The 22,253-nt window shown below is 70.2% G+C and carries 22 protein-coding genes; 12 read left to right on the top strand and 10 right to left on the bottom strand.

Annotated elements, in window-relative coordinates; all coding sequences use genetic code 11:
- The first annotated feature begins 6 nt into the window (after positions 1 to 6).
- Positions 7 to 609 carry a glutathione S-transferase family protein gene (locus M9917_RS08925; protein WP_297252853.1) on the top strand — a complete coding sequence of 201 codons (603 nt, stop codon included), beginning with the start codon at positions 7 to 9 and terminating at the stop codon, positions 607 to 609.
- A gap of 129 nt (positions 610 to 738) precedes the next feature.
- Here the strand turns inward: M9917_RS08925 and M9917_RS08920 are convergent, their stop codons facing one another.
- Complete coding sequence (locus M9917_RS08920) at positions 739 to 1,410, bottom strand: outer membrane protein (RefSeq protein ID WP_297252851.1); 672 nt, start codon at positions 1,408 to 1,410, stop codon at positions 739 to 741.
- Between the two features lie 373 nt (positions 1,411 to 1,783).
- On the opposite strand from M9917_RS08920, the gene M9917_RS08915 reads away from it, so the two are divergent.
- On the top strand, positions 1,784 to 2,575 hold the full coding sequence (locus M9917_RS08915) for a glycosyltransferase family 2 protein (RefSeq protein WP_297252849.1): 792 nt from the start codon (positions 1,784 to 1,786) through the stop codon (positions 2,573 to 2,575).
- Entirely contained in the window at positions 2,568 to 3,314 is a 747-nt protein-coding gene (locus M9917_RS08910) for an SDR family oxidoreductase (RefSeq protein WP_297252847.1), read from the top strand. The genes M9917_RS08915 and M9917_RS08910 overlap by 8 nt, the downstream gene beginning before the upstream one ends.
- A 7-nt stretch (positions 3,315 to 3,321) precedes the next feature.
- Here M9917_RS08910 and M9917_RS08905 read toward each other — a convergent pair whose 3' ends face one another.
- The 4 genes from M9917_RS08905 to lgt form a co-directional block, all read right to left on the bottom strand.
- Positions 3,322 to 3,606, bottom strand: a complete 285-nt coding sequence (locus M9917_RS08905; RefSeq protein WP_297252845.1) for a hypothetical protein — start codon at positions 3,604 to 3,606, stop codon at positions 3,322 to 3,324.
- Between the two features lie 147 nt (positions 3,607 to 3,753).
- Positions 3,754 to 4,518, bottom strand: a complete 765-nt coding sequence (pgeF, locus tag M9917_RS08900; protein ID WP_297252843.1) for a peptidoglycan editing factor PgeF — start codon at positions 4,516 to 4,518, stop codon at positions 3,754 to 3,756.
- Between the two features lie 18 nt (positions 4,519 to 4,536).
- Positions 4,537 to 5,634 carry a class I SAM-dependent methyltransferase gene (locus tag M9917_RS08895; protein WP_297252841.1) on the bottom strand — a complete coding sequence of 366 codons (1,098 nt, stop codon included), beginning with the start codon at positions 5,632 to 5,634 and terminating at the stop codon, positions 4,537 to 4,539.
- Positions 5,631 to 6,473, bottom strand: coding sequence for a prolipoprotein diacylglyceryl transferase (lgt, locus tag M9917_RS08890; RefSeq protein WP_297252840.1), 843 nt, complete (start codon positions 6,471 to 6,473; stop codon positions 5,631 to 5,633). The genes M9917_RS08895 and lgt overlap by 4 nt, the downstream gene beginning before the upstream one ends.
- Before the next feature lie 134 nt (positions 6,474 to 6,607).
- Between lgt and uvrC the strand changes: the two genes are divergently transcribed.
- From uvrC to M9917_RS08870, 4 genes are read left to right on the top strand one after another with little or no spacing between them, the layout of a single operon-like run.
- Positions 6,608 to 8,620, top strand: a complete 2,013-nt coding sequence (gene uvrC, locus M9917_RS08885; protein WP_297252838.1) for an excinuclease ABC subunit UvrC — start codon at positions 6,608 to 6,610, stop codon at positions 8,618 to 8,620.
- Positions 8,621 to 8,674: 54 nt separating this feature from the next.
- The gene (gene pgsA / locus M9917_RS08880) at positions 8,675 to 9,295 is read left to right on the top strand and encodes a CDP-diacylglycerol--glycerol-3-phosphate 3-phosphatidyltransferase (protein ID WP_465246343.1); all 621 of its coding nucleotides are present in this window, start codon (positions 8,675 to 8,677) and stop codon (positions 9,293 to 9,295) included.
- 38 nt (positions 9,296 to 9,333) lie between these two features.
- The gene (moaD, locus tag M9917_RS08875; RefSeq protein ID WP_297254799.1) at positions 9,334 to 9,585 is read left to right on the top strand and encodes a molybdopterin converting factor subunit 1; all 252 of its coding nucleotides are present in this window, start codon (positions 9,334 to 9,336) and stop codon (positions 9,583 to 9,585) included.
- Between the two features lie 37 nt (positions 9,586 to 9,622).
- Positions 9,623 to 10,078 (top strand): molybdenum cofactor biosynthesis protein MoaE, encoded by a 456-nt coding sequence (locus tag M9917_RS08870; protein WP_297252834.1) that lies wholly within the window; start codon positions 9,623 to 9,625, stop codon positions 10,076 to 10,078.
- Between the two features lie 28 nt (positions 10,079 to 10,106).
- Here the strand turns inward: M9917_RS08870 and M9917_RS08865 are convergent, their stop codons facing one another.
- Positions 10,107 to 10,994: a branched-chain amino acid aminotransferase gene (locus M9917_RS08865; RefSeq protein WP_297252831.1), complete on the bottom strand. Its 888-nt coding sequence runs from the start codon at positions 10,992 to 10,994 to the stop codon at positions 10,107 to 10,109.
- Positions 10,995 to 11,170: 176 nt separating this feature from the next.
- Between M9917_RS08865 and M9917_RS08860 the strand changes: the two genes are divergently transcribed.
- From M9917_RS08860 to M9917_RS08850, 3 genes are all read left to right on the top strand, one after another.
- Positions 11,171 to 11,683 (top strand): MarR family winged helix-turn-helix transcriptional regulator, encoded by a 513-nt coding sequence (locus tag M9917_RS08860; protein WP_297252828.1) that lies wholly within the window; start codon positions 11,171 to 11,173, stop codon positions 11,681 to 11,683.
- Between the two features lie 92 nt (positions 11,684 to 11,775).
- Entirely contained in the window at positions 11,776 to 12,519 is a 744-nt protein-coding gene (locus M9917_RS08855; protein ID WP_297252826.1) for a response regulator, read from the top strand.
- 110 nt (positions 12,520 to 12,629) lie between these two features.
- Positions 12,630 to 13,973, top strand: a complete 1,344-nt coding sequence (locus M9917_RS08850) for an ATP-binding protein (RefSeq protein WP_297254797.1) — start codon at positions 12,630 to 12,632, stop codon at positions 13,971 to 13,973.
- A gap of 13 nt (positions 13,974 to 13,986) precedes the next feature.
- On the opposite strand, the gene M9917_RS08845 is transcribed toward M9917_RS08850, so the two are convergent.
- The 4 genes from M9917_RS08845 to M9917_RS08830 are packed head-to-tail and all read right to left on the bottom strand — an operon-like array spanning position 13,987 to position 20,825.
- Positions 13,987 to 16,074, bottom strand: a complete 2,088-nt coding sequence (locus M9917_RS08845; protein WP_297252824.1) for a hypothetical protein — start codon at positions 16,072 to 16,074, stop codon at positions 13,987 to 13,989.
- Positions 16,075 to 16,076: 2 nt separating this feature from the next.
- Entirely contained in the window at positions 16,077 to 18,893 is a 2,817-nt protein-coding gene (locus M9917_RS08840) for a DUF4159 domain-containing protein (protein WP_465246342.1), read from the bottom strand.
- Positions 18,890 to 19,798, bottom strand: coding sequence for a DUF58 domain-containing protein (locus M9917_RS08835; RefSeq protein WP_297252821.1), 909 nt, complete (start codon positions 19,796 to 19,798; stop codon positions 18,890 to 18,892). The genes M9917_RS08840 and M9917_RS08835 overlap by 4 nt, the downstream gene beginning before the upstream one ends.
- A 4-nt stretch (positions 19,799 to 19,802) precedes the next feature.
- Positions 19,803 to 20,825, bottom strand: a complete 1,023-nt coding sequence (locus M9917_RS08830) for an AAA family ATPase (RefSeq protein WP_297252819.1) — start codon at positions 20,823 to 20,825, stop codon at positions 19,803 to 19,805.
- A 173-nt stretch (positions 20,826 to 20,998) separates the two neighbouring features.
- Here M9917_RS08830 and M9917_RS08825 point away from each other — a divergent pair, with 173 nt between their 5' ends.
- Positions 20,999 to 21,586, top strand: coding sequence for a DUF1285 domain-containing protein (locus tag M9917_RS08825; protein ID WP_297252817.1), 588 nt, complete (start codon positions 20,999 to 21,001; stop codon positions 21,584 to 21,586).
- Positions 21,583 to 22,242, top strand: coding sequence for a CoA pyrophosphatase (locus M9917_RS08820; RefSeq protein WP_297252815.1), 660 nt, complete (start codon positions 21,583 to 21,585; stop codon positions 22,240 to 22,242). Before M9917_RS08825 ends, M9917_RS08820 begins: the two co-directional genes overlap by 4 nt.
- Positions 22,243 to 22,253: the final 11 nt, after the last annotated feature.

Genomic DNA, 22,253 nt, shown 5'->3' with positions numbered 1-22,253 from the left:
CCGCCGATGCTCGTCCTGCGCTCGTCCCCCGCCTCGCCGTTCGGCCGCAAGGTCAAGATCGCCGCTCTCGAACTGGGGCTGATGGATCGCATCGAGGTCGTCATCGCCGACACCACCGACCCCGCCGAGCCGCTGCGCCGCCAGAACCCTCTCGGCAAGATCCCGACGCTGGTGCTGGAGGACGGCACGACGCTGTTCGATTCCCGCGTCATCGTCGATTATCTCGATCATCTCGGCGGCGGCAGGCTCATTCCGGCCGGCGAGGCGCGCTTCGCCCAGCTGCGGCTCCAGGCCCTGGCCGACGGCATCAGCGATGCTGCGCTGCTCCAGATCTATGAGGCGCGCTTCCGACCGGAGCAGGGCCGCAACGCCGACTGGCTGGCGCATCAGGCCGGAAAGGTCACGCGCGGGCTCGAGGCGCTCGAAGCCGCCCCGCCCGCCTTCCCGGATCGTCCGCGCATCGGCGAGATCGCGCTCGCCTGCACGATCGGCTATTTCGACCTGCGTTTCGCCGGGACCTGGCGGGCCGACTATCCCCGTCTCGTCGCCTGGCTCGACGATTTCGCCGCCCGCGTCCCGGCCTTCGAGGCGACCCGCGTCAAGAGCTAGAGCATCGTGATCGCGTCCGATAGGACGCGCGATGATCCGGGGGCGTGTCTCGACGCAGCCAGCATGTGAGACAATAAAAAACCCGGTGGCCGAGGCCGCCGGGTCCGCTCTGTCTCCGGGAGGAGAGGATCAGAACTTGTAGTTGAGGCGAGCGCGGACGACCGAGAATTCGGTGCCCGTCTTGGCGCCGGTGGTCATGATGCTCTTCTCGCCCAGGTCGACGTAGAGATACTCGACGCCGGCGATGATGTTGTTGGTGATCGCATATTCGAGACCGCCACCGACAGTCCAGCCGCCGGTGTGGCTGGCATCCGAGGAGAGCGCCAGGCCCGGGATCGAGGTCTTGACGTTGCCGTAGGCCCAACCACCGGTGATGTAGGGCATGAACCGGTCGAAGGCGACGCCGACGCGAGCCCGGACGGTGCCGAAATACTCGGTCTTGACGCGCAGGGCGCCCAGGTTGTTGCCGGTCGAGAGGTCGGCACCCTGGAGGTCGGCTTCGGCGCCGAGCACGAACTGGCCCATCTGGTAGTTGTAGCCGATCTGGCCACCACCGGTGAAGCCGTCGAGATTGCCGAGGCTGCCGAGCCAGACCGGGCCGGCCCAGACGCTGCTGGCGTTCACGTCGCCCCAGGCGTAACCGGCGTTGGCACCGACGTAGAAGCCGGTCCAGGTGAACACCGGCGGCATGTAGACCGGAGCGGCGACGGGGCCCTTGCGCGACGGCAGGTCGGCGGCCGAGGCGGCGCCGGCAGCGACGAGACCGAGAGCGGCAACGCTCGCAAGCAGATACTTCTTCATAACAAACTCCTTAGTCGTCGCTGGCGCCAGAATGCCCGGCGGTTGATTTCGATGGACCCTTTATAAGACCGGGATCCTGCTTTGTCTGTTGCAGTGGAAACACATCTGCGTTGCAGACCACGGCAGAAATGCGGCACGAATGAGATAACTGACTTCAAATAGGTAAAATCAAGTTAACCAACGAAAGTTGGTCCGTCATGGTAAATCGAATACTAACAACAACGCGACGACACGCCGATCCGGATGCGAGACCCGACATACAACGCCCGGAGCTTTCCCAAGGTTCCAAGGTCGATCATTGCTTTTTTCGGTCCGCCTTGCCGCTCCGGCCCGAGCATGCTTAAGCCTTGGGGCAACAGGAACCTAGAACACCGTGCCGCCTCTCTCGATTTTCATCATCGCCCGCGACGAAGCGGACCGGATCGGCCGGACCATCGCGGCGGTGCGCGGGCTGAGCGACGACATCGTCGTCGTCGATTCCGGCTCGACCGACGCAACCCCCGCGCTGGCCGAATCGCTCGGCGCCCGCGTCGTCTTCAACGCCTGGCCGGGCTATGGCCGGCAGAAACGCTTCGCCGAGGATGAATGCCGCCATGACTGGCTGCTCAATCTCGATGCCGACGAGGTCGTGCCGCCCGATCTCGTCGGCGAGATCGCCGCGCTCTTCGCCGACGGGCCGCCCCCGAAGGACGCCTACAAGCTGCGGATCGCCGAGATCTTCCCGGGCGAGGGCGCGCCGCATCGCTTCGCCTATGCGCTGGCGCCGGTGCGGCTCTATCGCCGGAGCAAGGGCCGCTATTCCCCCTCGCCGGTGCATGACCGCGTCGATCTTTCGCCCGACGCCCGCATCGGGCGCCTCAGCGGAACGGTGCATCATTTCTCGGTCCGCTCGCTGGGCGAGCAGATGGACAAGCTCAACGCCTATAGCGACGCGCAGGCCGACGATCTCGACCAGCGCGGCGCCACCCTCTCCGTCTTCCGGCTGGTGGCGGAGTTTCCGGCCAACTTCCTCAAGGCCTATATCGGGCGGCGCCATGCGCTGCGCGGCATCTACGGCTTCATGACCGCGATGAACTACGCCTTCTACCGCTATCTGCGTGTCGCCAAGCACTGGGAGCGCCGCCTGAAGCGGCGCGCCGCCCAGCGCGAGGCCGGCAATGACTGAGGTCGCGCTGGTCACGGGCGGCGCCCGGCGGATCGGGCGCGCCGTCGTCACGGCGCTGGCGGAGGCCGGCTATGCCGTGGCGATCCATCACCACGACAGCCGCGCGGACGCCGAGGCGCTCTCCCGCGCGCTCGCCCTGGCCGGCGCCCGGACCTGCCTCCTCTGCGCCGATCTCGCCGATGCGGCGGCGGTCGCAGGGCTCATCCCGGCCGCGGAGGAGGCGCTCGGGCCGGTCACGCTTCTGGTCAACAATGCCGCGAGCTTCGTCGCCGACGATGTCCGCGCGCTCGACCTCGACGCCTGGGAGCGCCAGTTCGCCATCAACCTGCGCGCGCCCTCGCTGCTGATCGGGGCGATGGCTGAGCGCCTGCCAGCCGGGGCGAAGGGCGCCGTCGTCAACATCGTCGACCAGCGGGTCTGGAAGCTGACGCCGCAATATTACTCCTACACCCTGACCAAGGCCGCCCTGCTCACCGCGACCCGGACGCTGGCGCAGGCGCTGGCCCCGCAGATCCGCGTCAACGCCGTCGGCCCCGGCCCGACCCTGCCCAACATCCATGACGGGCCGGACCGGCTGGCGCAGGAGGCCGCGGGCACGCTGCTCGGGCGCAGGATCGCGCCCGAGGAGATCGCCGAGGCCGTGCTCTATCTCGCCCGCGCCGGCTCGGTGACCGGCCAGATGATCGCCGTCGACGCCGGCCAGCATCTCGGCTGGCGCACGCCCGACATCGTCGGCTGAGTCGCGTTCAGGCCGCCTTGTTCTTCACCGCGCCGATGATCGCGGTGAGGATCGCCCCGCCGGCGCCGCCCGCGATCAGGTTCGACAGGATGCCGCCGATGCTGAGATTGCCGCCCTGCGCCGCCGCGCTGATCGCCGGCAGCACGAGCGGGACGAGCTGCCCCAGCACGCCGCCGCCGACCAGCCCGGAAATCGTGTTGCCGATGGTGCCGAGATCGAAGCTCGGGCTGGCCTTGCCGGCCGCATTGCCGCCGATCGCACCGGCGATCAGGTTCATCAGGATCTGTTCCATGTCGGCCCCGCACTGGATGCATCGCCAAGGATAAGCGCCCGCCGGCAGGCGATGCGCTCCCGGTGGCGGCGGAACGATGCCCCGGCCGGAGCGGTGCGGCAAGCCGCCGCACCGCGCCATCAACCGTTATCCGCAACCGCAATCGGCTCAGTCGAGCGCGATCGCCGAGATCAGGCGCCCATAGTCGGGCTCGCCGCGATGGGTCGCGCGCCGATAGCTGAAGAAGCGCCGCTCGTCGCCATAGGTGCATAAGGAGAGATCGGCGAAGCGGCCGATCCCCGCCTCCTGCGCCTTGAGCGCGATGAAGGCCGGCAGGTCGAACATCGCATGCGCCGCCCGTTCGGAGGGGGTGAAGAAGCGCGCATAGGTCCGGTTCCCGGCCTTGAAGCGCTCGATGAATTCCGGCCCGACCTCGTAAGCCGCGGCGCTGATCGTCGGCCCGAGCACGGCGGTGATGCGCTCGCGCCTTGCGCCGAGCTTCTCCATCGCCGTCACCGTCGCGCCGACGATGCCGCCGAAGGCGCCCTTCCAGCCGGCATGGGCCGCGCCGACGACGCGCGCCGCGCCGTCCGCGAACAGGATCGGCCCGCAATCGGCCGTGGAGATGCCGAGCGCGACATGCGCGGCGGTCGTCACCATCGCATCGACCTTGGGGCGCTCCGCCGGCCACGGCCCCGTCACCACCTCCACATCGGCGGAATGCACCTGGTAGAGGCTGACGAGGTTCTCCGGCGCGACCTCGAGATGGCGCGCCATCCGCGCCCGGTTCTCCGCGATCGCGGCGGGATCGTCGGAGGAACCGAGCCCGCCGTTCAGCGAGGCGTGGATTCCGCTGGAGACGCCGCCCTCGCGGGTGAAGAAGGCGTGGCGGATACCGGCTTCTGCGGCGAGTTCGCGGGCGGTGATGAACATAGGCTTCGTCCGGTTGGGTCAGCCCCGATCTGGCAGCCGATGAAGGTCAAATCCGGGCAGGAGCGGCAGGTTCCGCTGCGATAGCGCGAGAACCTTGAACAAATCCCCCATGCCGGTCTCGCCCGGCGCGATCAGCCGGTCGAAAGCCGAGGAGATCGCCGCGCGCTGCGCCGCATCGGCCTTGAGCGAGAGCGCCTGCGCCCGCTCGGCGAGGCCGAGCGCCAGCAGGAGTTCGCGCTGCGTCGCCGGCCCGTGCAGCGCCGCGCCCGCCTTCAGCGCCGCCTGCCCCATCCGCTCGAAATCGACATGGACGGTGAGATCGGCCTCGCCCGGCTCGGCCAGCGGATCGGCGAAGCCGTGCCGCCTCATCGCCTGCAAGGTGTCGCCGAAGCCGGAGCGCAGCGAGCCGTAATCGATGAGCAGCGCCGCCCCGCCCTCGCGGGCGACATGGCCTGCGAGTTGCGTGACGACGGAGAGCGCGTCGTGGGCCGCCTCGAAAACCGTGCCGATCGGGACCGTCCCCTGCTCTCCCGCATCGGGAGAGGCGCAAGCGCCGAGCCCCCAGCACAGCCCGCCCTCCGCATCGAGCCCGACCAGCCGCTCGCGCCAGCCCTCCGGCGTCATCACGAACTGGTCGAGCGGCAGGGCGTCGAGGAATTCGTTGGCGACCGCGATGACGGGACCGTCGAGCGCCTCGGCCAGCGTCTTGTGCCAGACCGGCGCGACGCCTTGAAGCGTCGCCGCCTGCCGGGCGCGCAAGGCCGGGCTCGTCTCGACGAGATGCACGGATAGCGCTTCGCGGAAGCCGGGCACGATCCGCGTCGCCCGCAGCATGTCGGCCATCAGCGTGCCGCGCCCCGGCCCGAGCTCGACCAGCCTGAAACGTGCCGGCGCGCCTGACGCCCGCCAGGCATGGGCGACCCAGAGCCCGATCAGCTCGCCGAACATCTGGCTGATCTCGGGCGCCGTGGTGAAATCGCCGCCAGACCCGAAGGGATCGCGCGTCATGTAGTAGCCGTGGCGCGGATGGCCGAGGCACAGTGCCATGTAGCGGCCGACGGGCAGCGGCCCCTCCTGCCGGATCAGCTCGGCGATCTCGGCTTGAAGCGTGGTCACGCCGGCGTCTCGCGCCGGCTGCGGAGCGCAAGCCATAAGCCCACCGCGAACACCGGCAGCGAGAGCAGCATCCCCATGGTGATGCCGCCCGAGAGCGCATCGACCGAGCCGCCGAACAGGAAGCCGAGCTGCGGATCGGGCTCGCGGAAGAACTCGCAGACGATCCGCGCCACGGCATAGCCCATGCCGAAGACACCGGCGACATAGCCTGGCCGCCTGAGGCCGCCGAACCGCACCAGCAGATTGACCAGCACGAAGAGCAGGATGCCCTCGGCGAAGGCTTCGTAGAGCTGGCTCGGATGGCGCGGCAGCGGCCCGCCATGCGGGAAGACCATGGCCCAGGGCACATCCGGCGCCGGCCGCCCCCAGAGCTCGCCATTGATGAAATTGGCGATGCGCCCGAGGAAGAGCCCGATCGGCACCACCGCCGCCGCGAGATCGAACACCGACAGCGCCGGATAGCCCCGGCGCCTGGCGAACAGCCACAGGCCAAGCGTCGCGCCGATCAGCCCGCCATGGAAGGACATGCCGCCCTGCCAGATCGCGAAGATATCCAGCGGGCGCTCCAGATAGCGCGCGAGGTCGTAGAACAGCACGAAGCCGATGCGCCCGCCCAGCACCACGCCGAAGGCGACGAAGAGCAGCATGTCGTCGAGCTCGGCGGCTTCAGGCCGCGCCCGCCCGCCCCACAGGCCATCACAGGCGACGAGCCGGCGCGCATACCACCAGCCGCCGAGGAGGCCCGCGACATAGGCGAGCCCATACCATTTGATCGCCAGCGGCCCGAGCTGCACCGCGACGGGGTCGATCATCGGGAAGGGAATGGCGAAGACGGGCATGGGCGAGGCGTCCGGTGGCGGCGCGGGGAGATGGCCGCGACGATGCGGCGAGGTCAAGTCGAAAGGGCGACGCCGTTCCTGACATGACGAAGCCGCCGCGACATCCTACATGAAGCCCAAAGAGTACGGAGCCCATGAGTCGCGAACCTCAGGACGATCTGCCGCAGGACGAGTTCGCGGAGGAGGAGGACGCCCTCCCCGGCCCCGAACCCGTGCCCGAACACGCGCAGGCCGCGCCCGGCGCGCTCAAGGCCGGCATCGAGGTGATCCAGCAATTCGCCAAGCATCTGCCGAACCGGCCGGGCGTCTACCGGATGTTCGACCGGGCCGGCGAGGTGCTCTATGTCGGCAAGGCCAAGAGCCTGAAGAACCGCGTGACGTCCTATGCCCGCGGCATGGCCCATACCAACGCCGTCGCCCGGATGATCGCCGAGACGGCGAACATGGAGTTCGTCACCACCGGCACCGAGACCGAGGCGCTGCTGCTCGAATCGAACCTGATCAAGCAACTGCGCCCGCGCTACAACGTGCTGCTGCGCGACGACAAGTCGTTCCCCTATATCCTGCTGACCGGCGACCACGCGGCGCCGGCGATCTTGAAGCATCGCGGCTCGCGCCAGCGCAAGGGCGATTATTTCGGCCCCTTCGCCTCGGTCTGGGCAGTGACGCGCACCATCGACGCGCTGCAGAAGGCGTTCCTGATCCGCACCTGCTCGGATTCCTTCTACGAGAACCGCACCCGCCCCTGCCTGCTCTACCAGATCAAGCGCTGCGCCGCCCCCTGCACGGGCGAGATCTCGATCCCCGATTATCAGGCGCTCGCCGGCCAGGCGCGCGACTTCCTCTCCGGCCGCTCCTCGGCGGTGAAGCAACTGCTCTCCGCCCGGATGCAGGAGGCGGCGGAGGCGCTCGAATTCGAGAAGGCGGCGCGCTACCGCGACCGCCTCGCCGCGCTCTCGGCGGTGCAGGCCGGGCAGGACATCAACACGCAAGGCGTGGAGGAGGCCGACGTCTTCGCCATCGACGAGCAGGCCGGGCAGTTCTGCGTCGAGATCTTCTTCTTCCGCAACCACCAGAACTGGGGCAACCGCGCGCTCTTTCCCCGCGCCGACCGCTCGCTCAGCCCCTCCGAGGTGCTGGCTTCCGTCGTCGCCCAGTTCTACGACGACAAGCCGCCGCCGCGCCTCGTGCTGCTCTCGCACCCGGTCGAGGAGATCGCACTGATCGCAGAGGCGCTCTCGGCCCGCGCCGGCCGCAAGGTCGAGGTCGCGAACCCGAAGCGCGGCGAGCGCGCCGACCTGATGGCGCATGCCGTCAAGAACGCCCGCGAGGCGCTGTCGCGCAAGCTCGCCGACAATGCCGGGCAAAGCGCATTGCTCGCCGCGCTCGGCGCAGCCTTCGGCATGGAGAGCGGCCCGCGCCGGGTCGAGGTCTACGACAATTCGCACATCATGGGCACGAACGCCGTCGGCGGCATGGTCGTGGCCGGTCCGGACGGCTTCGTGAAGAACCAGTACCGCACCTTCAACATTTCGACCGACACCATCGCCGGCGACGATTTCGGCATGATGCGCGAGGTGCTGACGCGGCGCTTCGCCAGGCTCGCGAAGGAAGCCGCCCCCGCGGCGGACGAGGAGAGCGTCGCTGGCTCAAACCCCGCCCGCGCAACCAAGCTCAAGGACCCCGACGCCTTCCCCTCCCGGCCCGATCTCGTCATCGTCGACGGCGGCAAGGGGCAGTTCGAGGCGGCGCGCCGGATCATGGCCGAGCTCGGCGCCGCCGACATCCCGCTCGTCGCCATCGCCAAGGGCTCCGACCGCAACGCCATGCGCGAGACCTTCCACATGGCCGGGCGCGAGCCGTTCAAGCTCCAGCCGCGCGACCCCGCCCTCTATTTCATCCAGCGCCTGCGCGACGAGGCGCACCGCTTCGCCATCGGCACGCACCGCGCCAGGCGCAAGCGCGAGACGATGAAGAACCCGCTCGACGAGATCCCCGGCATCGGCCCCTCGCGCAAGCGCGCGCTGCTTTTGCATTTCGGCACGGTCAAGGCGATCCAGCGCGCCAAGCTCGACGATCTGATGCGCACGCCCGGCGTCAACGCGGCCACCGCCCGGGCCGTCCACGATTTCTTCCATGACGCCTGAAACTGGCGGCCTCGCGGTTTTGCATGTTGACGCTGCGGTGGCGCCCTTGCTTTGGTGTTCGACGTGACGATTCTCCCAGACGCCATCAGGCGGCGCGGCCCCTGGTCGCTGCCCAACCTCCTCACCTACGGACGGATCCTGGCGATCCCGGCCCTGGTGGCGATCCTGTTCTGGCCGCGCGACGACTGGATGCGCTGGCTCGCGCTGGCGATCTACACGCTCGCCGCCATCACCGATTATCTCGACGGCTGGATCGCCCGCGCCTGGAGCCAGCAATCGGCGATCGGGCGGATGCTCGACCCGATCGCCGACAAGCTCCTGGTCTGCGCCCTGCTGCTGATGCTGGTCGCCGACGGCACCATCCATGGCTGGACGCTCTGGGCCGCGATCGTGATCCTGTGCCGCGAGATCCTGGTCTCGGGCCTGCGCGAATTCCTGGCCGGTCTCAAGGTCAGCGTGCCCGTCAGCCGGGTCGCCAAATGGAAGACGACGGCGCAGCTCTTCGCGCTCGGCTTCCTGATCGCCGGCCCCGCCGGCGACAAGGTCCTGCCCGGCAACACCGTGATCGGCATCGTCCTGCTCTGGGCCGCCGCCGGGCTGACGATCTATACCGGCTGGGATTATTTCAACGCCGGCATCCGCTATCTCGTCCAAGAGGACGAGCGCGCGCCATGAGCGCCGTGGCCACCCCGGCTGCGGCGGGCACCCGCCCGATCCGCATCGTCTATTTCGCCTGGGTGCGCGAGCGCGTCGGCCTGCCCGAGGAGACGCTTCCCATCCCCGCCGGCCTCGCCACCGTCGCCGATCTCGTGCGCTGGCTGAAGGCGCGCGGCGAGGGCTATGAGGCCGCCTTCGCCAATGAGCGGATCGTGCGCGCGGCGCTCGACCATGTCCATGCCAAACCGGAAAGCCCGCTCGGCGGCGCCCGCGAGATCGCCTTCTTCCCGCCGATGACCGGGGGGTGAGGGCATGGCGCGGCCCCGGAATGACGGAGATCGTGCCATGACCCCGCTCATCCGCATCCAGCGCGAGGACTTCTCGCTTCAGGACGAGATCGACGCGCTTGGCAGCGGCCGCGCCGATATCGGCGCCGTGGTCGCCTTCACGGGCTTCTGCCGCGACGAGGCCGGCAGCCTCGCCGCGCTGGAGCTGGAGCATTATCCCGGCATGGCCGAGGCCGAGACCGCGCGCGTCGCGGCCGAGGCCGCCGGGCGCTGGCCGCTTCTCGGCCTCGTCGCGATCCACCGCTACGGGCTGATCCGGCCGGGCGAGCAGATCGTGCTGGTGCTGGCCGCCGCGAGCCATCGCCGCGCCGCCTTCGAGGCGGCCGATTTCATGATGGACTACCTCAAGACCCGCGCGCCCTTCTGGAAGCGCGAGCATCGCGCCGACGGCACGCTCGGCGGCTGGGTCGAGGCGAAGGACGCCGATGACGACGCCGCGCGGCGGTGGGAGTAGTCTGCGCCGCGCGGATCGGAGCGAACCGTCAGGCCGCCTTCGACGCCGGCCTGACCGCCGCCGAATAATCCTCCATGATCACCTTGCCCATATTGCCGGTGATGAAGTTGTAGGGGCCGATCTCGGAGACCAGCGTCACCTCGGCGGCCGAGCCGGTGATGAAGCACTCGCTGAAGCCATCGAGCTCCTCCGGCCGGATGCGCCGTTCCACCACCTCGAAGCCGCGCTGCTTGCACAGCGCGATCGCCGACTGGCGGGTGATGCCGTTGAGGAAGCGGTCGGCCAGCGGCGTATGGACCACGCCGTCCTTGATGAAGAAGATGTTGGCGCCGGTGCATTCGGCGACATTGCCCTCGTAGTCGAGCATCATCGCATCGGCGTAGCCGGCGCGCTCGGCCTTGTGCTTGGACAGCGAACAGATCATGTAGAGCCCCGCCGCCTTGGCATGGACCGGCGCGCAGGCCGGGTCGGGCCGGCGGTAATCGGCGACGTCGAGGCGCACGCCCTTCAGCTTCGCGGCCATGTCGAACATGCTCGGCCACTCCCACACGGCGATCGCGGTGTGGATCGTGTTGTTGATGCCGGAGACCGCCATCATCTCGGAGCCGCGCCAGGCGACCGGGCGGACATAGGCGTCCTTCAGCCCGTTTTCCTTCAGGCAGAGATATTTGGCCGCGTCGAGCTCGGCGACCGAATAGGGGATGGTGAAATCCATGATCTCGGCCGATTTGTGGAAGCGCTGCGAATGCTCGGCGCATTTGTAGATCACGCCGTCATAGGAGCGCTCGCCCTCGAAGATGCAGGAGCCGTAATGCAGCCCGTGGGTCAGCACATGGATCTTGGCGTCCTTCCACGGCACGAGCTTGCCGTCGAACCAGATGACGCCGTCGCGCTGGTCGAAAGGAATGACTGACATGGACCTTCTCCTTGGGTGCCTGCTCCGCCGGATTCCGGCACGGCCGCCTTCGGAACGCAAGCTCAAGCCTGAATGCTGCGTCGCGGCGAGACGCTTTGAAACAATCGTTCGCCCGACACCCTTGACCGGTAATCTTCCGTCTGAGATATGTCAATAAGGCTGACCCAAATATCCGGATGCGCGTTTTGGCCCCATCCCCTTCCACCGGCGACGACGCGCCGCTCAGGCCCTCCTCCGAGGCGGTGCCGCACGATCTGATCGAGCTTCTGTTCTTCGCCTATCGCGATTTCGTCGGCGACCCCGACCGCATCCTCGCCGATTACGGCTTCGGCCGCGCGCATCACCGCGTGCTGCATTTCGTCCAGCGCCGGCCGGGGCTGACCATCGCCGAGCTGCTCGACATCCTCCAGATCACCAAGCAGAGCCTCAACCGCGTGCTCAAGGAGCTGGTCGAGAAGGGTTATATCGAGCAGCGCACCGGCCGGCAGGACAAGCGGCAGCGCCATCTCCACACCACGGCGTCCGGGCGGGAGCTGGCGCTGCGCCTCGTGCACCTTCAGGCGAAGCGGATCAACCGGGCCCTCGACGGCATCGGCCCCGAGGCCGCCCCCCTCGTCGCGCGCTATCTCGCCGCGCTGATCGACCCTTCCGAGCAGTCGAAGGTGCAGGGCCTGCTCGGCGGGCGGTGATCGCGGGCGGTGATCGATTACGACCCTGCGCCTCCCCTGTGCTATGAAGGCGGCATGATCGCGCCGCAGGAGCACGGCAGAGAGACGCCCGGATGAGCTTGACCGAAACCACAGCGAAGCCGGCCCGCAAGCCCCTCCCCGACGAGGCGCCCCATATCCTCGTCGTCGACGACGACCGGCGCCTGCGCGAGCTTCTGGCCCGCTTCCTCGGCGACAACGGCTACCGCGTCACCACCGCCGCCAATGCGGCGGAGGCCGATACCCGCCTCGGCAACCTCGTCTTCGACGCGATCGTGCTCGACGTGATGATGCCGGGCGAGAACGGCTTCGATTTCGCGCGGCGCTTCCGCGGCGGCTCGGCCGCGCCGATCCTGATGCTGACCGCCCGCGCCGACGGCAAGGACCGCATCAACGGGCTGGAGATCGGCGTCGACGACTATCTCGCAAAGCCCTTCGAACCGCGCGAGCTCCTGCTGCGGCTGGGCAACATCCTGAAGCGCACCCTCGTCGTCGAGACCGCTCAATCCGGCACGCGGCCGGATTTCGTCCGCTTCGGCCCGTTCCTCTACGGGCTCGCCCGCGGCGAGCTGCGCAGGGGCGACGAGACCATCCGCCTGACCGAACGCGAGCGCGAGATCCTGACCGCGCTGGCGGAGCGCGCCGGCGAGGTCGTGCCGCGCGAGGAGCTGGCCGCGCAAGGGTCTGCCGCCAACGACCGCACCGTCGACGTGCAGATGAACCGGCTGCGCCGCAAGATCGAACGCGACCAGGCCGACCCGCTCTATCTCCAGACCGTGCGCGGCGTCGGCTACCGGCTGGTGACGGACCGGACGTGACGCTGCTGCGCCCCGGCGGGAAAGGCCCCTTCGCGCTGCGCTTCGCCGCCCGCGGTATCGCTCGCGCGCTGGCCGGGCTGGAACGGGCGGCGGAGAACCTGCGCAAGGCGCTGCGGCCGTCGCTGAAGCGCATCGGCCGGCCCTTGCAGGTCATCGCGCGCCACATGCCCAAGGGGCTTTATCCGCGCGCGCTCGTCATCGTCATCACGCCGGTCGTGCTGCTGCAATCGGTCATCGCCTATGTCTTCATGGAGCGGCACTGGCAGACGGTGACGCAGCGCCTCTCCTCGGCCGTCTCGGCCGACATCGCCATGCTGATCGACGTCTATGAAAGCTATCCGCAGGATGCCGACACCGCGACGCTGTCGCGCATCGCCGCCGAGCGGCTCGGCATGGATCTCGACATCATCCCCGATTCCGACCTTCCCGCGCCGGGGCCGCGCCCCTTCTTCTCGCTGCTCGACAACGCGCTCTCGACGGAATTGTCGCAACAGGTGGCCCGGCCCTTCTGGCTCGACACGGTCGGCCGCTCCAGCCTGATCGAGATCCGCGTCAAGCTCGGCAAGGACGTGATGCGCATCCTGACCCGGCGCAATGCGGCTTACGCCTCCAACAGCCACATCTTCCTGCTCTGGATGATCGGCACCTCGCTGATCCTGCTCACCATCGCGGTGCTGTTCCTGCGCAACCAGATCCGCCCGATCCTGAAGCTCGCCGATGCGGCGGAAGCCTTCGGCAAGGGGCGCGACGCCGATTTCCGGCCGCGCGGCGCCCGCGAGGTCCGCCGCGCCGGCAACGCCTTCATCGAGATGAAGCGGCGCGTCGAGCGCTCGATCGGCGAGCGCACCACGATGCTGAACGGCGTCAGCCACGATCTGCGCACGATCCTCACCCGCTTCAAGCTCTCGCTCGCGCTGATGGAGCGCACCGCCGAGATCGAGGCGCTGGAGAAGGACGTCGATGAGATGAGCCGCATGCTCGAGGATTATCTCGCCTTCGCCCGCGGCGATGCCGGCGAGGCCGCGGTCGAGACCGATATCCGCGCGCTTCTCGAGGAGCTGAAGGCCGATGCCGAGCGGCAGGGCCACCAGACCGCGCTCGAAGTCGAGGGCGACCCGCTGGTCGTGATCCGCCCGGACGCCTTCCGCCGCCTGCTGACCAACCTCGTCTCCAACGCGGCCCGCTACGGCGACCGCATCGCGATCCGGGCGGCGCATGACGCGCGCTACCTGATCGTCATGGTCGACGACGACGGCCCCGGCATTCCCCCGGAGCAGCGCGAGGAGGTCTTCCGTCCCTTCTTCCGCCTCGACGAGGCCCGCAATGTCGACGGCGGCGGCACGGGCCTGGGGCTAGCCATCGCCCGTGACATCGCCCGCGCCCATGGCGGCGACATCATGCTCGGCGATTCACCGCTCGGGGGCCTGCGCGCGACGGTGAGGCTGCCGGTCTGAGGCGGGCCTCGCCTCACGCCTGCCGCCGCCCGCGGCGGCTCTCGCCGAGCCAACCGGCGACGAGCGCGCCGAACAGCACCGCAAGGCCGATCAGCCCGATGAAGAGCGGCGAGATCCTGACGCCGCGAACGATGCCGGAATCGCTGATCCTGAGCCCGATCCAGTCATTGCCGGCGAACTGGCTGCCCGCGCGCACCGGCACGATGCGCGGCAGGCTCACAGCCGGACCGCCGTCGCGGCCGATGCGCCGCGAGGAGCCGCCGGTCGCCTGCGCCAGGGGCTGGAGGGCGGCCGGGTCGCTGACCACCTCCATCAGCTCGCGCGGATTCTCCGGGCCGACGCTTGCGAAGGCGGTGAGGTTGTCGGCGGTGAGGCGGTAGAGGCCGAGATCGCCGACCGGGACGCGGGCGGTGAACAGGCCGGGGCGGCCCGGTTCGAGCGTGACGGTGCGCGCGCCGCCGTCGGGTCCGGTGATGGTGACGGGCGAAGGATTGTCGCGCAGCGTCTGGCGCTCGACCTCGACGATGCCGCCGCGCGCGCTGGCGCGCAGCGCCTCCTCCTCCAGCTCCGGCTCCTTCATCAGCCAGTGGCTCAGGCGGCGCAGCAGGTCGAGATAGGGCCCGCCGTCGCGGAAGCCGCGCGCCCAGAGCCAGGCATGATCGGAGAGGAAGAGCGCGACACGGCCCTTCTGCTCGCGCGCCAGCAGCAGGAGCGGGCGCTCGCCGGGGCCGGTCATGACCGGAGCGCCGCCGGCGCGGGCCTGCGCGCCGACCATGCGCAGCCATTCGCCCCAGCGCGGCGGCTCGACCTCCGCGCCCGGCAGGTCGCGGGTGACGGGGTGGCGCCGGCCGGGCTCGCTGACCCTGGCCCGGAAGGCTTCGTCGATGACGCTGCCGTCGGGAAGGGCCGGCAGGATCTGGCCGAGCGGGGTGCGCGCCAGCGTCTGGGAGCCTGCATATTCGGGACCTGCCGCGACGAGCAGCGCCCCGCCGTCGCGGACATAGCGCACGATGTTCTCGAAATAGATCAGCGGCAGGATCGACTGGTTGGCGTAGCGGTCGAAGATGATCAGGTCGAATTCCTTGATCTTGACCTGGAACAGCTCGCGCGTCGGGAAGGCGATCAGCGAAAGCTCGTGGATCGGCGTGCCGTCCTGCTTCTCCGGCGGGCGCAGGATGGTGAAATGGACGAGGTCGACATTGGCGTCGGCCTTGAGCAGGTTGCGCCAGGTGCGCTCGCCCGGATGCGGCTCGCCGGAGACCAGCAGCACCCGCAGCTTGTCGCGGACGCCTTCGATGGTGATGACCGCGCGGTTGTTCGCCAGCGTCAGCTCGCCCTCGATCGGTTGGGCCTCGATCTCGACCACGTTCGGCCCGCCCCGGTCGATGCGGACCGGGACCTGCACGGTCTGGCCGGTCGTGACCTCGCGGCGGGCGACGATCTCGCCGTCGCGGCGGATGGTGAGGCCGGCGCGGCCGAGGCCGCCCTTGTCGGCGACGCGCAAGCGGATGGTCTGGTCCTTGCCGACGATGCCGAAGCGCGGCGAATCGATGAGCACGATGCGCCGGTCGGTCTCGGCCTCGCGGCCGGTGGTCAGCACGTGCAGCGGCGCGCGCAGGCCAAGCGCCTCGGCATTGGCCGGGGCGTCGTGGGCGAGGCCGTCGGTGATGGCGATCGCGCCGGCGACGCGCTCGGAGGGCACGTCGGCGAGGCTCCCCGAGAGCGCCTCGAACAGGCGGGTGCCGTCATTGCTGCCTTGCGCGTCTCTGAGCTCGACGATCCGCGGCTCGACATTCGGGATGCCGCGAAGCTGCCGCTCGATCTCGGCGACCGCCGCGTCGGTCTGGGCCGTACGGTCGGCGAGGCGGTTCGAGGCCGAGCGGTCGACGACGACGGAGACGACGTCCTTGACCGGCTCGCGATCCTCGAAGACGAGGGAGGGATCGGCCAGCGCCGCCGTCAGCACGACGAGCGCGAGCGCGCGCAGGATGGCGCCGCGCCCGGCGAGCACGATTGCGGCACCTGCGGCGAGCGCCGCCAGCAGGGCAAGGCCGATCAGCAGCGGCAGCGGCACCATCGGGGCGAAGGAGAGGCTCCACATCGCTATTGCCCCAGCCTTTCGAGCAGGGCCGGGACATGGACCTGGTCTGCCTTGTAGTTGCCGGTCAGCGCGTACATCACGAGGTTGACGCCGCCGCGCAGCGCCATCTCCCGCTGGCGCGGATTGCCGCCGGAGAGCGGCACCAGCCCCTCGCCGCGCCGGTCGATCGCCCAGGCGGCGGCGAGGTCGTTGGCGGTGATGACGATGGGCGAGACGTTGTCGCCCGCCCGCGCCGGCCGGCGCCCGTCGCTGTCGGCCGGCGGCAGGGTCTCGACCCAGGTCGTGCCGGTGTCGTAGCGGCCGACGAGCTCGTCGAGGATGTAGAAGGTCTTGGTCAGGACGTGGTCGCGCGGCAAGGGCTCGAGCTCGGGGATGTCGAGCGTCTGGAGCATGCGCTTGAGCTGGTCGCCCTCGGGCGTGGTGCCGCCGCCGGGGCGCGCGCTCATCGCGTCGCGGGTGTCGAAGATCACGAGGCCGCCGCCCTTCATATAGGCTTCGAGCTTGCGCAGCGTCTCGGCGGCGGGGATCGGCCGGCCGGCGACGATCGGCCAGTAGAGCACGGGGAAGAAGGCGAGCTCGTCGCGCTCGACATTGACGCCGACCGGCTCGCCCGGCTCCAGCGCCGTGCGGGCGCTGAGAACCGTGTTGAGGCCGGTGAGCCCGGCCTTCGACATCTCGTCGACCGCCTTGTCGCCGGTGACGGCATAGGCGAGGCGCGTCTGCGCGCCGTTGGCGAGCAAGGCGCGCGGGATCGGCGGGCGGGTATCGGCCGGGGCTGGCTGCGCGCGGACCGGATCGGGCGCAAGCACGAGGGAGGCCATGAGCGCAAGCAGGATTGCCGCCGGCGCGGCGGCCCGGCGCAGGCGGGAAAGCCTGAGCCGGCCGCCGAGCCACAGCGTCGCCAGCGTGTCGGCGACGAGCAGCAGCAGGGCGAGCACCAGGAGCGGCGGGCGGATGTCGCGCGCGATCGGCTCGTCGATCGGCAGCACGGTGACGCCGAGGCCTGCGAGGTCGAGCGCGGCGAGCTTGTCCTCGGGCGTCAGCGCGTTGACGGCGAGCGAGCCCTCGGTCGGACCGTAGAGGCCCGGCGGATGCGCCAGCGTCGCGCGGCCGGCGAAGCTGCGCGCCACCGGCTGGGCCGTCGCGGGCGGGGAGCGGAACTGGCCGGCGCCGTCGAGCACGCGGGTCGGCGACAGGGTCTCGACCCTGCTCTCGTCGCCTTGCGTCTCGGCGGCGGGGGCGTTGCCGGCGAGGTTGACGATCTTGCGCAGCATGTCGACGAAGAGGCCGGACAGCGGCAGGTTCGACCAGGTCGTGTCGGCCGTGACATGGACCATGGCGAGAAGGCCGTCGCCGCGCCGCTCGCCCGTGACGACGGGCGTGCCGTCCTCCAGCGCCGCCCAGGTCTTGCGGGAAAGGTTGGGCTCGGGCTCCGCCAGGATCTGGCGGCTGACGCGGATGTCGTCGCCGATCGAAAGGCCGAAGAAGGGGCTCTCGCGGGTGAAGGGGGAAAGCTTGCGCGGCGTCTCCCAGGAGAGACCGCCGCCGAGCGTGCGCCCGCCCCTGCGCAGGCGCACCGGCGTCAGCTCGTCGGAAGCGGCGGCGAGGCGGGGGCCGGCGAAGCGCAGCAGCACGCCGCCGCGCTCGACGAAGCCCGTCACCTTGCCGGCCGTCTCGCGATCGAGCGCGCCGATATCGGCCAGCACCAGCACCGAGAGATTCTGCGCCAGAAGCTCGCCGATCGGATCGGTCGAGCCTTGGCGCGGCTCGCGGATCTCGGCGAAGGGCTGGAGCGCGCGGGAAAGGTAATAGGTCGGCGACAGCAGCGGCTGGGCGGTGTCGGCGGTCGCGCCCGAGACCAGCCCGACGCGACGGCGCTTGGCCCGGTCGTCGAGCAGCGCGACGGCGCCGGCGCTGCGCTCGCCGGCGATCTCCAGCCGCGAGACGGCGTTGCGCACCTCGATCGGCAGGGTGAGCCGGGCGGTGGTTTCCAGATCGCCGCCGGCGAAGACGAAGGGCGCGTTGCCGAGCGGCAGGCCCTTGAGGTCGAGCGCCCGGACCTGCCCGCTCGCGGGCGCGTTCGCCGTGGGGCGCAGCACCTTGACGGTGAGCGCCCCGGCCAGGTTCTCGGGCGCGGCGAGCGCGAGCTGGGCGGGCGGGGCGGCATGGACCGTGAGGCGGCGGGACTCTGCATTCTGCTTCAGCCGGGCCAGGAAGCCGTCCTCGTCCGAGACGCCAAGCCCGTCAGCGACCCAGACGATCTCGGCGGCCGGGGATTCCCGGAGAAAGCTCTCGATGCGCGGCAGATGGGCGGCGCGGTCGGGCGCATGCGGCTCGAGGGGCAGCGCGCGTAAGCGATCGAGCGCGATGCGCGGCTCGCTGAGCGTGATCACGGCCGGGGCCTCGGCGAGGCCCAGCACCGCGACCGGGCGGCCTTCGCGCGTCGCGGCGGCGATGCGCGATTCGGCGACCGCGACGCGATCCGGCCAGTCGCCGGCGGCGCCGAAGCCGTTGTCGATCATCAGCAGGACGGGGCCTTGCGACGGAGCGGCATCTCGCGCCGGGTTCCAGACCGGGCCGGCGACGGCGATGATCGCCAGCGCCGCCACCGCCATGCGCAGCGCCAAAAGCCACCAGGGCGTATAGGCCGGCGTCTCGCGCTTGGCGATCAGGTCGGCCATGATCTTCAGCGGCGGGAAATCGATCCGGCGCGGGCGCGGCGGCGTGACGCGCAGGATCAGCCAGAGCGCCGGCAGCAGGGCGAGCGCCGTGAGCGCCAGCGGGGCGGAGAAGCCGAAGGGCAGCGCGCTCAGCATCATGCCGTCCCCTTCGCCGCGACGAGGCTCGCGATGCGCAGCACCGCCTCGCTGGCCGGGCGGTCGGTGCGGTGCAGCGTCAAGGTCCAGCCGGCCTTGCGGCAGGCTTCCCGGATCGCGTCGCGATGGGCCGCGAGCCGCAGGCGATAGGCCTCGCCCCAGCTGCCGGCGTCGCCGACGCGCAGCGTCAGCCCGTCCTCGAGGTCGAAGAGCTCGGCCTGCCCGCTGAAGGGGAAGGTCTCCTCGATCGGGTCGGCGATCAGCAGGACATGGCCGCGCGCGCCGCCCGACGCCAGCGTGGCGATCCGGCCGGCGAGCGCGGCGGCAGGCGTCAGCCCGTCGGTGAGGATGATCGCCTCCGCCAGCCGCGGCAGCGGCGCTTCCGGCGGCAGGTCGGCCGCGGCGTTGCGCTCGTCCGCCAGGATCGCCTGCGCCAGGGCCTCGACGATGCGGCGCGAGGCGAGCGCCCGCGTCAGCCCGAGATGGCCGACGCGCTCACCGCCCTCGACCATCGTTTCTGCGAGCGCGAAGCCGGCGACCAGCGCCCGGTCGAGCTTCGAGGCCATGGCCAGCGAGGAGGAAAAGCCCATCGAGGCGGAGCGGTCGATCCAGAGCCAGATCGCGTGCGAGGCTTCCCATTCGCGCTCGCGCACGAAGAGATGCCCGTCGCGGGCGGAGCGGCGCCAGTCGATCCGCGAGGCCGATTCGCCGGCGACCAGCGGGCGGTATTGCCAGAAGGTCTCGCCGGGGCCGGCGCGGCGCCGGCCATGGATGCCGTGGACGCTGGCCGAAACGCGCCGCGCCTCCAGGATCAGGTGCGGCAGGCGCGCCGCGAGGTCGAGCGCTTCCGTGAGGACCGGCCGCGACGGCCGCCTCTCCTCGGGACGCAGGACTCGCGTACGCAGCATCGGCCTATCCCAGCCGTTCCACGAGCTTGCCGATCAGGGCCTCGACGGTCTCGCCATCGGCGCGGGCGGCGAAGGTCAGCGCCACGCGGTGCTTCAGCACCGGCACGGCCAGCGCCGCGACATCGTCGACCGAAGGCGCGAGCCGGCCCTCGACCAGGGCGCGCGCGCGCACCGCCAGCGTCAGCGACTGGCTGGCGCGGGGGCCGGGCCCCCAGGAGAGCTTGTCGGTGACCGAAGCCTCGCCCTCGCCGGGGCGGGCGGCACGGACGATGTCGAGGATCGCGTCGATGATCGCCTCACCCACCGGCAGCCGGCGCACGAGGCGCTGGATCGACATCAAGGTCTCGGCGGTCATCGCCTGCGCCGGCCTGTATTCGGCGGCGCCGGTGGTCTCCAGCAGGATGCGCCGCTCGGCCTCGCGGTCGGGATAGCCGACGTCGATCTCGAGCAGGAAGCGGTCGAGCTGGGCTTCGGGCAGCGGATAGGTGCCCTCCTGCTCGATCGGGTTCTGCGTCGCCAGCACGTGGAAGGGGGCGGGCAGGTCGTAGCGCTCGCCGGCCACGGTGACGTGGTGCTCCTGCATCGCCTGGAGCAGGGCCGACTGGGTGCGCGGCGAGGCGCGGTTGATCTCGTCCGCCATCAGGAGCTGGGCGAAGACCGGCCCCTTGATGAAGCGGAAATGGCGCTTGCCGTCGCCCGTCTCGTCGAGCACCTCGGAGCCGAGGATGTCGGAGGGCATCAGGTCCGGGGTGAACTGGACGCGCCGCGCCGCGAGGCCGAGCACGACGCCCATCGCCTCGACGAGCTTGGTCTTGGCGAGGCCGGGCACGCCGACGAGCAGGCCGTGGCCGCCCGAGAGCAGCGTCACCAGCGAGAGGTCGACGACCTTCTGCTGGCCGAAGATGACCTGGCCGATCTCCTTGCGCGCCGTGCCGATGGCATCGAGCGCCGCTTCCGCCGCCTCGACGATGCCGCTGTCGAGATCGATCGCGGGGTTGGTCTCGCTCGCGCGGGCTTGCGCCGCCATGTCGGTCTCCTCACCTTTAGCCTTGCCTTGACCCGTGCCGAATGTGGACGGGCCGCCCCGCCGGCTCAAGCGCCGAATGAGACGGTACACATCATCTCGGCTTCACGATTATGTGGAGTTCAAGGCGGAAACACGATGCGCTCGCGATGCAGCCAGCGGCCGGGGAGGATGCGATGACGGGACCGGGAGGGGCGATGGAGCGCCTGATGGCTTCGCTCGGCGCGGGCAAAGCCCGCGGCCTGCCGCCGGTGGAGCGCTGGAACCCGCCTTTCTGCGGCGATCTCGACATGCGCATCGCCGCCGACGGCACCTGGTTCTATACGGGCACGCCGATCGGCCGGCCGGCGCTGGTGAAGCTGTTCTCTTCCGTCCTCAAGCGCGAGGGCGACGATTACTTTCTCGTGACCCCGGTGGAAAAGGTCGGGATCACGGTCGAGGATGCGCCGCTTCAGGCGGTCGAGATGCAGGTCGACGGCGAAGGCGAGCGCCGCACCATCGCGTTCCGGACCCAAGTCGACGATCTGGTCTGCGTCGGGCCGGACCACGCCTTGCGTTTCGAGCGGGCTGCGCAGGACGGGCTGAAGCCTTATGTCCATGTCCGGCACGGCCTCTGGGCCAGGCTGACGCGGGCGCTGGCTTACGACCTGCTCGCGCTCGGCGAGGTGCGCGAGGTCGAAGGGCGGGCGATGTTCGGAGTGGCCGCGGCGGGAGAGTTTCATCCGGCGCTGCCGGCGGACGGGATCGGGGGCATCGAGCGTTGAACCTATCGGAATCCGCCCTCGATCTGAGCGCCGAGGCTTTCGCGGCGCTGGCGCGCCAGAGGCTCAGGTCCGAGCCGCCCCGGTTCGGCGACGTGATCGCGCGGCCGCGCGGCGACCATGACAACCAGCCCTCGCCCGTGCCCGTCCCCGACGAGAGGCGCGCCGTGCCGGCCGCCGTGCTGATCGGCATCGTGCCGCGCCCGCAGGGGCCGACCGTGCTGCTGACGCAGCGCGCCGCGGCGCTGCGCAACCATTCGGCGCAGATCGCCTTTCCCGGCGGGCGGGTCGATGCCGTCGACGGCTCGCCGGTCGTCACGGCCTTGCGCGAGACCGAGGAGGAGATCGGCCTGGCCCGCGAGCGCATCCGCACGCTCGGCTTCCTCGATGCCTATCTCACCGGCACCGGCTACCGGATCGTGCCGGTGGTGGCGCTGGTCGAGCCGCCCTTCGCGCTGACGATCAACCCCCACGAGGTCGACGAGGCGTTCGAGACGCCGCTTTCCTTCCTGCTCGATCCGGCCAATCACAAGCGCGAGGGCCGGCAATGGAAGGGGCAATTTCGCACCTACTATGCGATGCCGTTCGAGGGCCGCTATATCTGGGGGGCGACCGCCGGCATGATCCGCAACCTCTATGAGCGGCTCACGGCGGTATAGACGAACGCGCG

Source organism: Bosea sp. (in: a-proteobacteria), assembly GCF_023953965.1.
GTDB lineage: Bacteria > Pseudomonadota > Alphaproteobacteria > Rhizobiales > Beijerinckiaceae > Allobosea.
The sequence above is the reverse complement of the archived record's forward strand: the minus strand, read 5'-3'. Positions and strand labels throughout refer to the sequence as shown.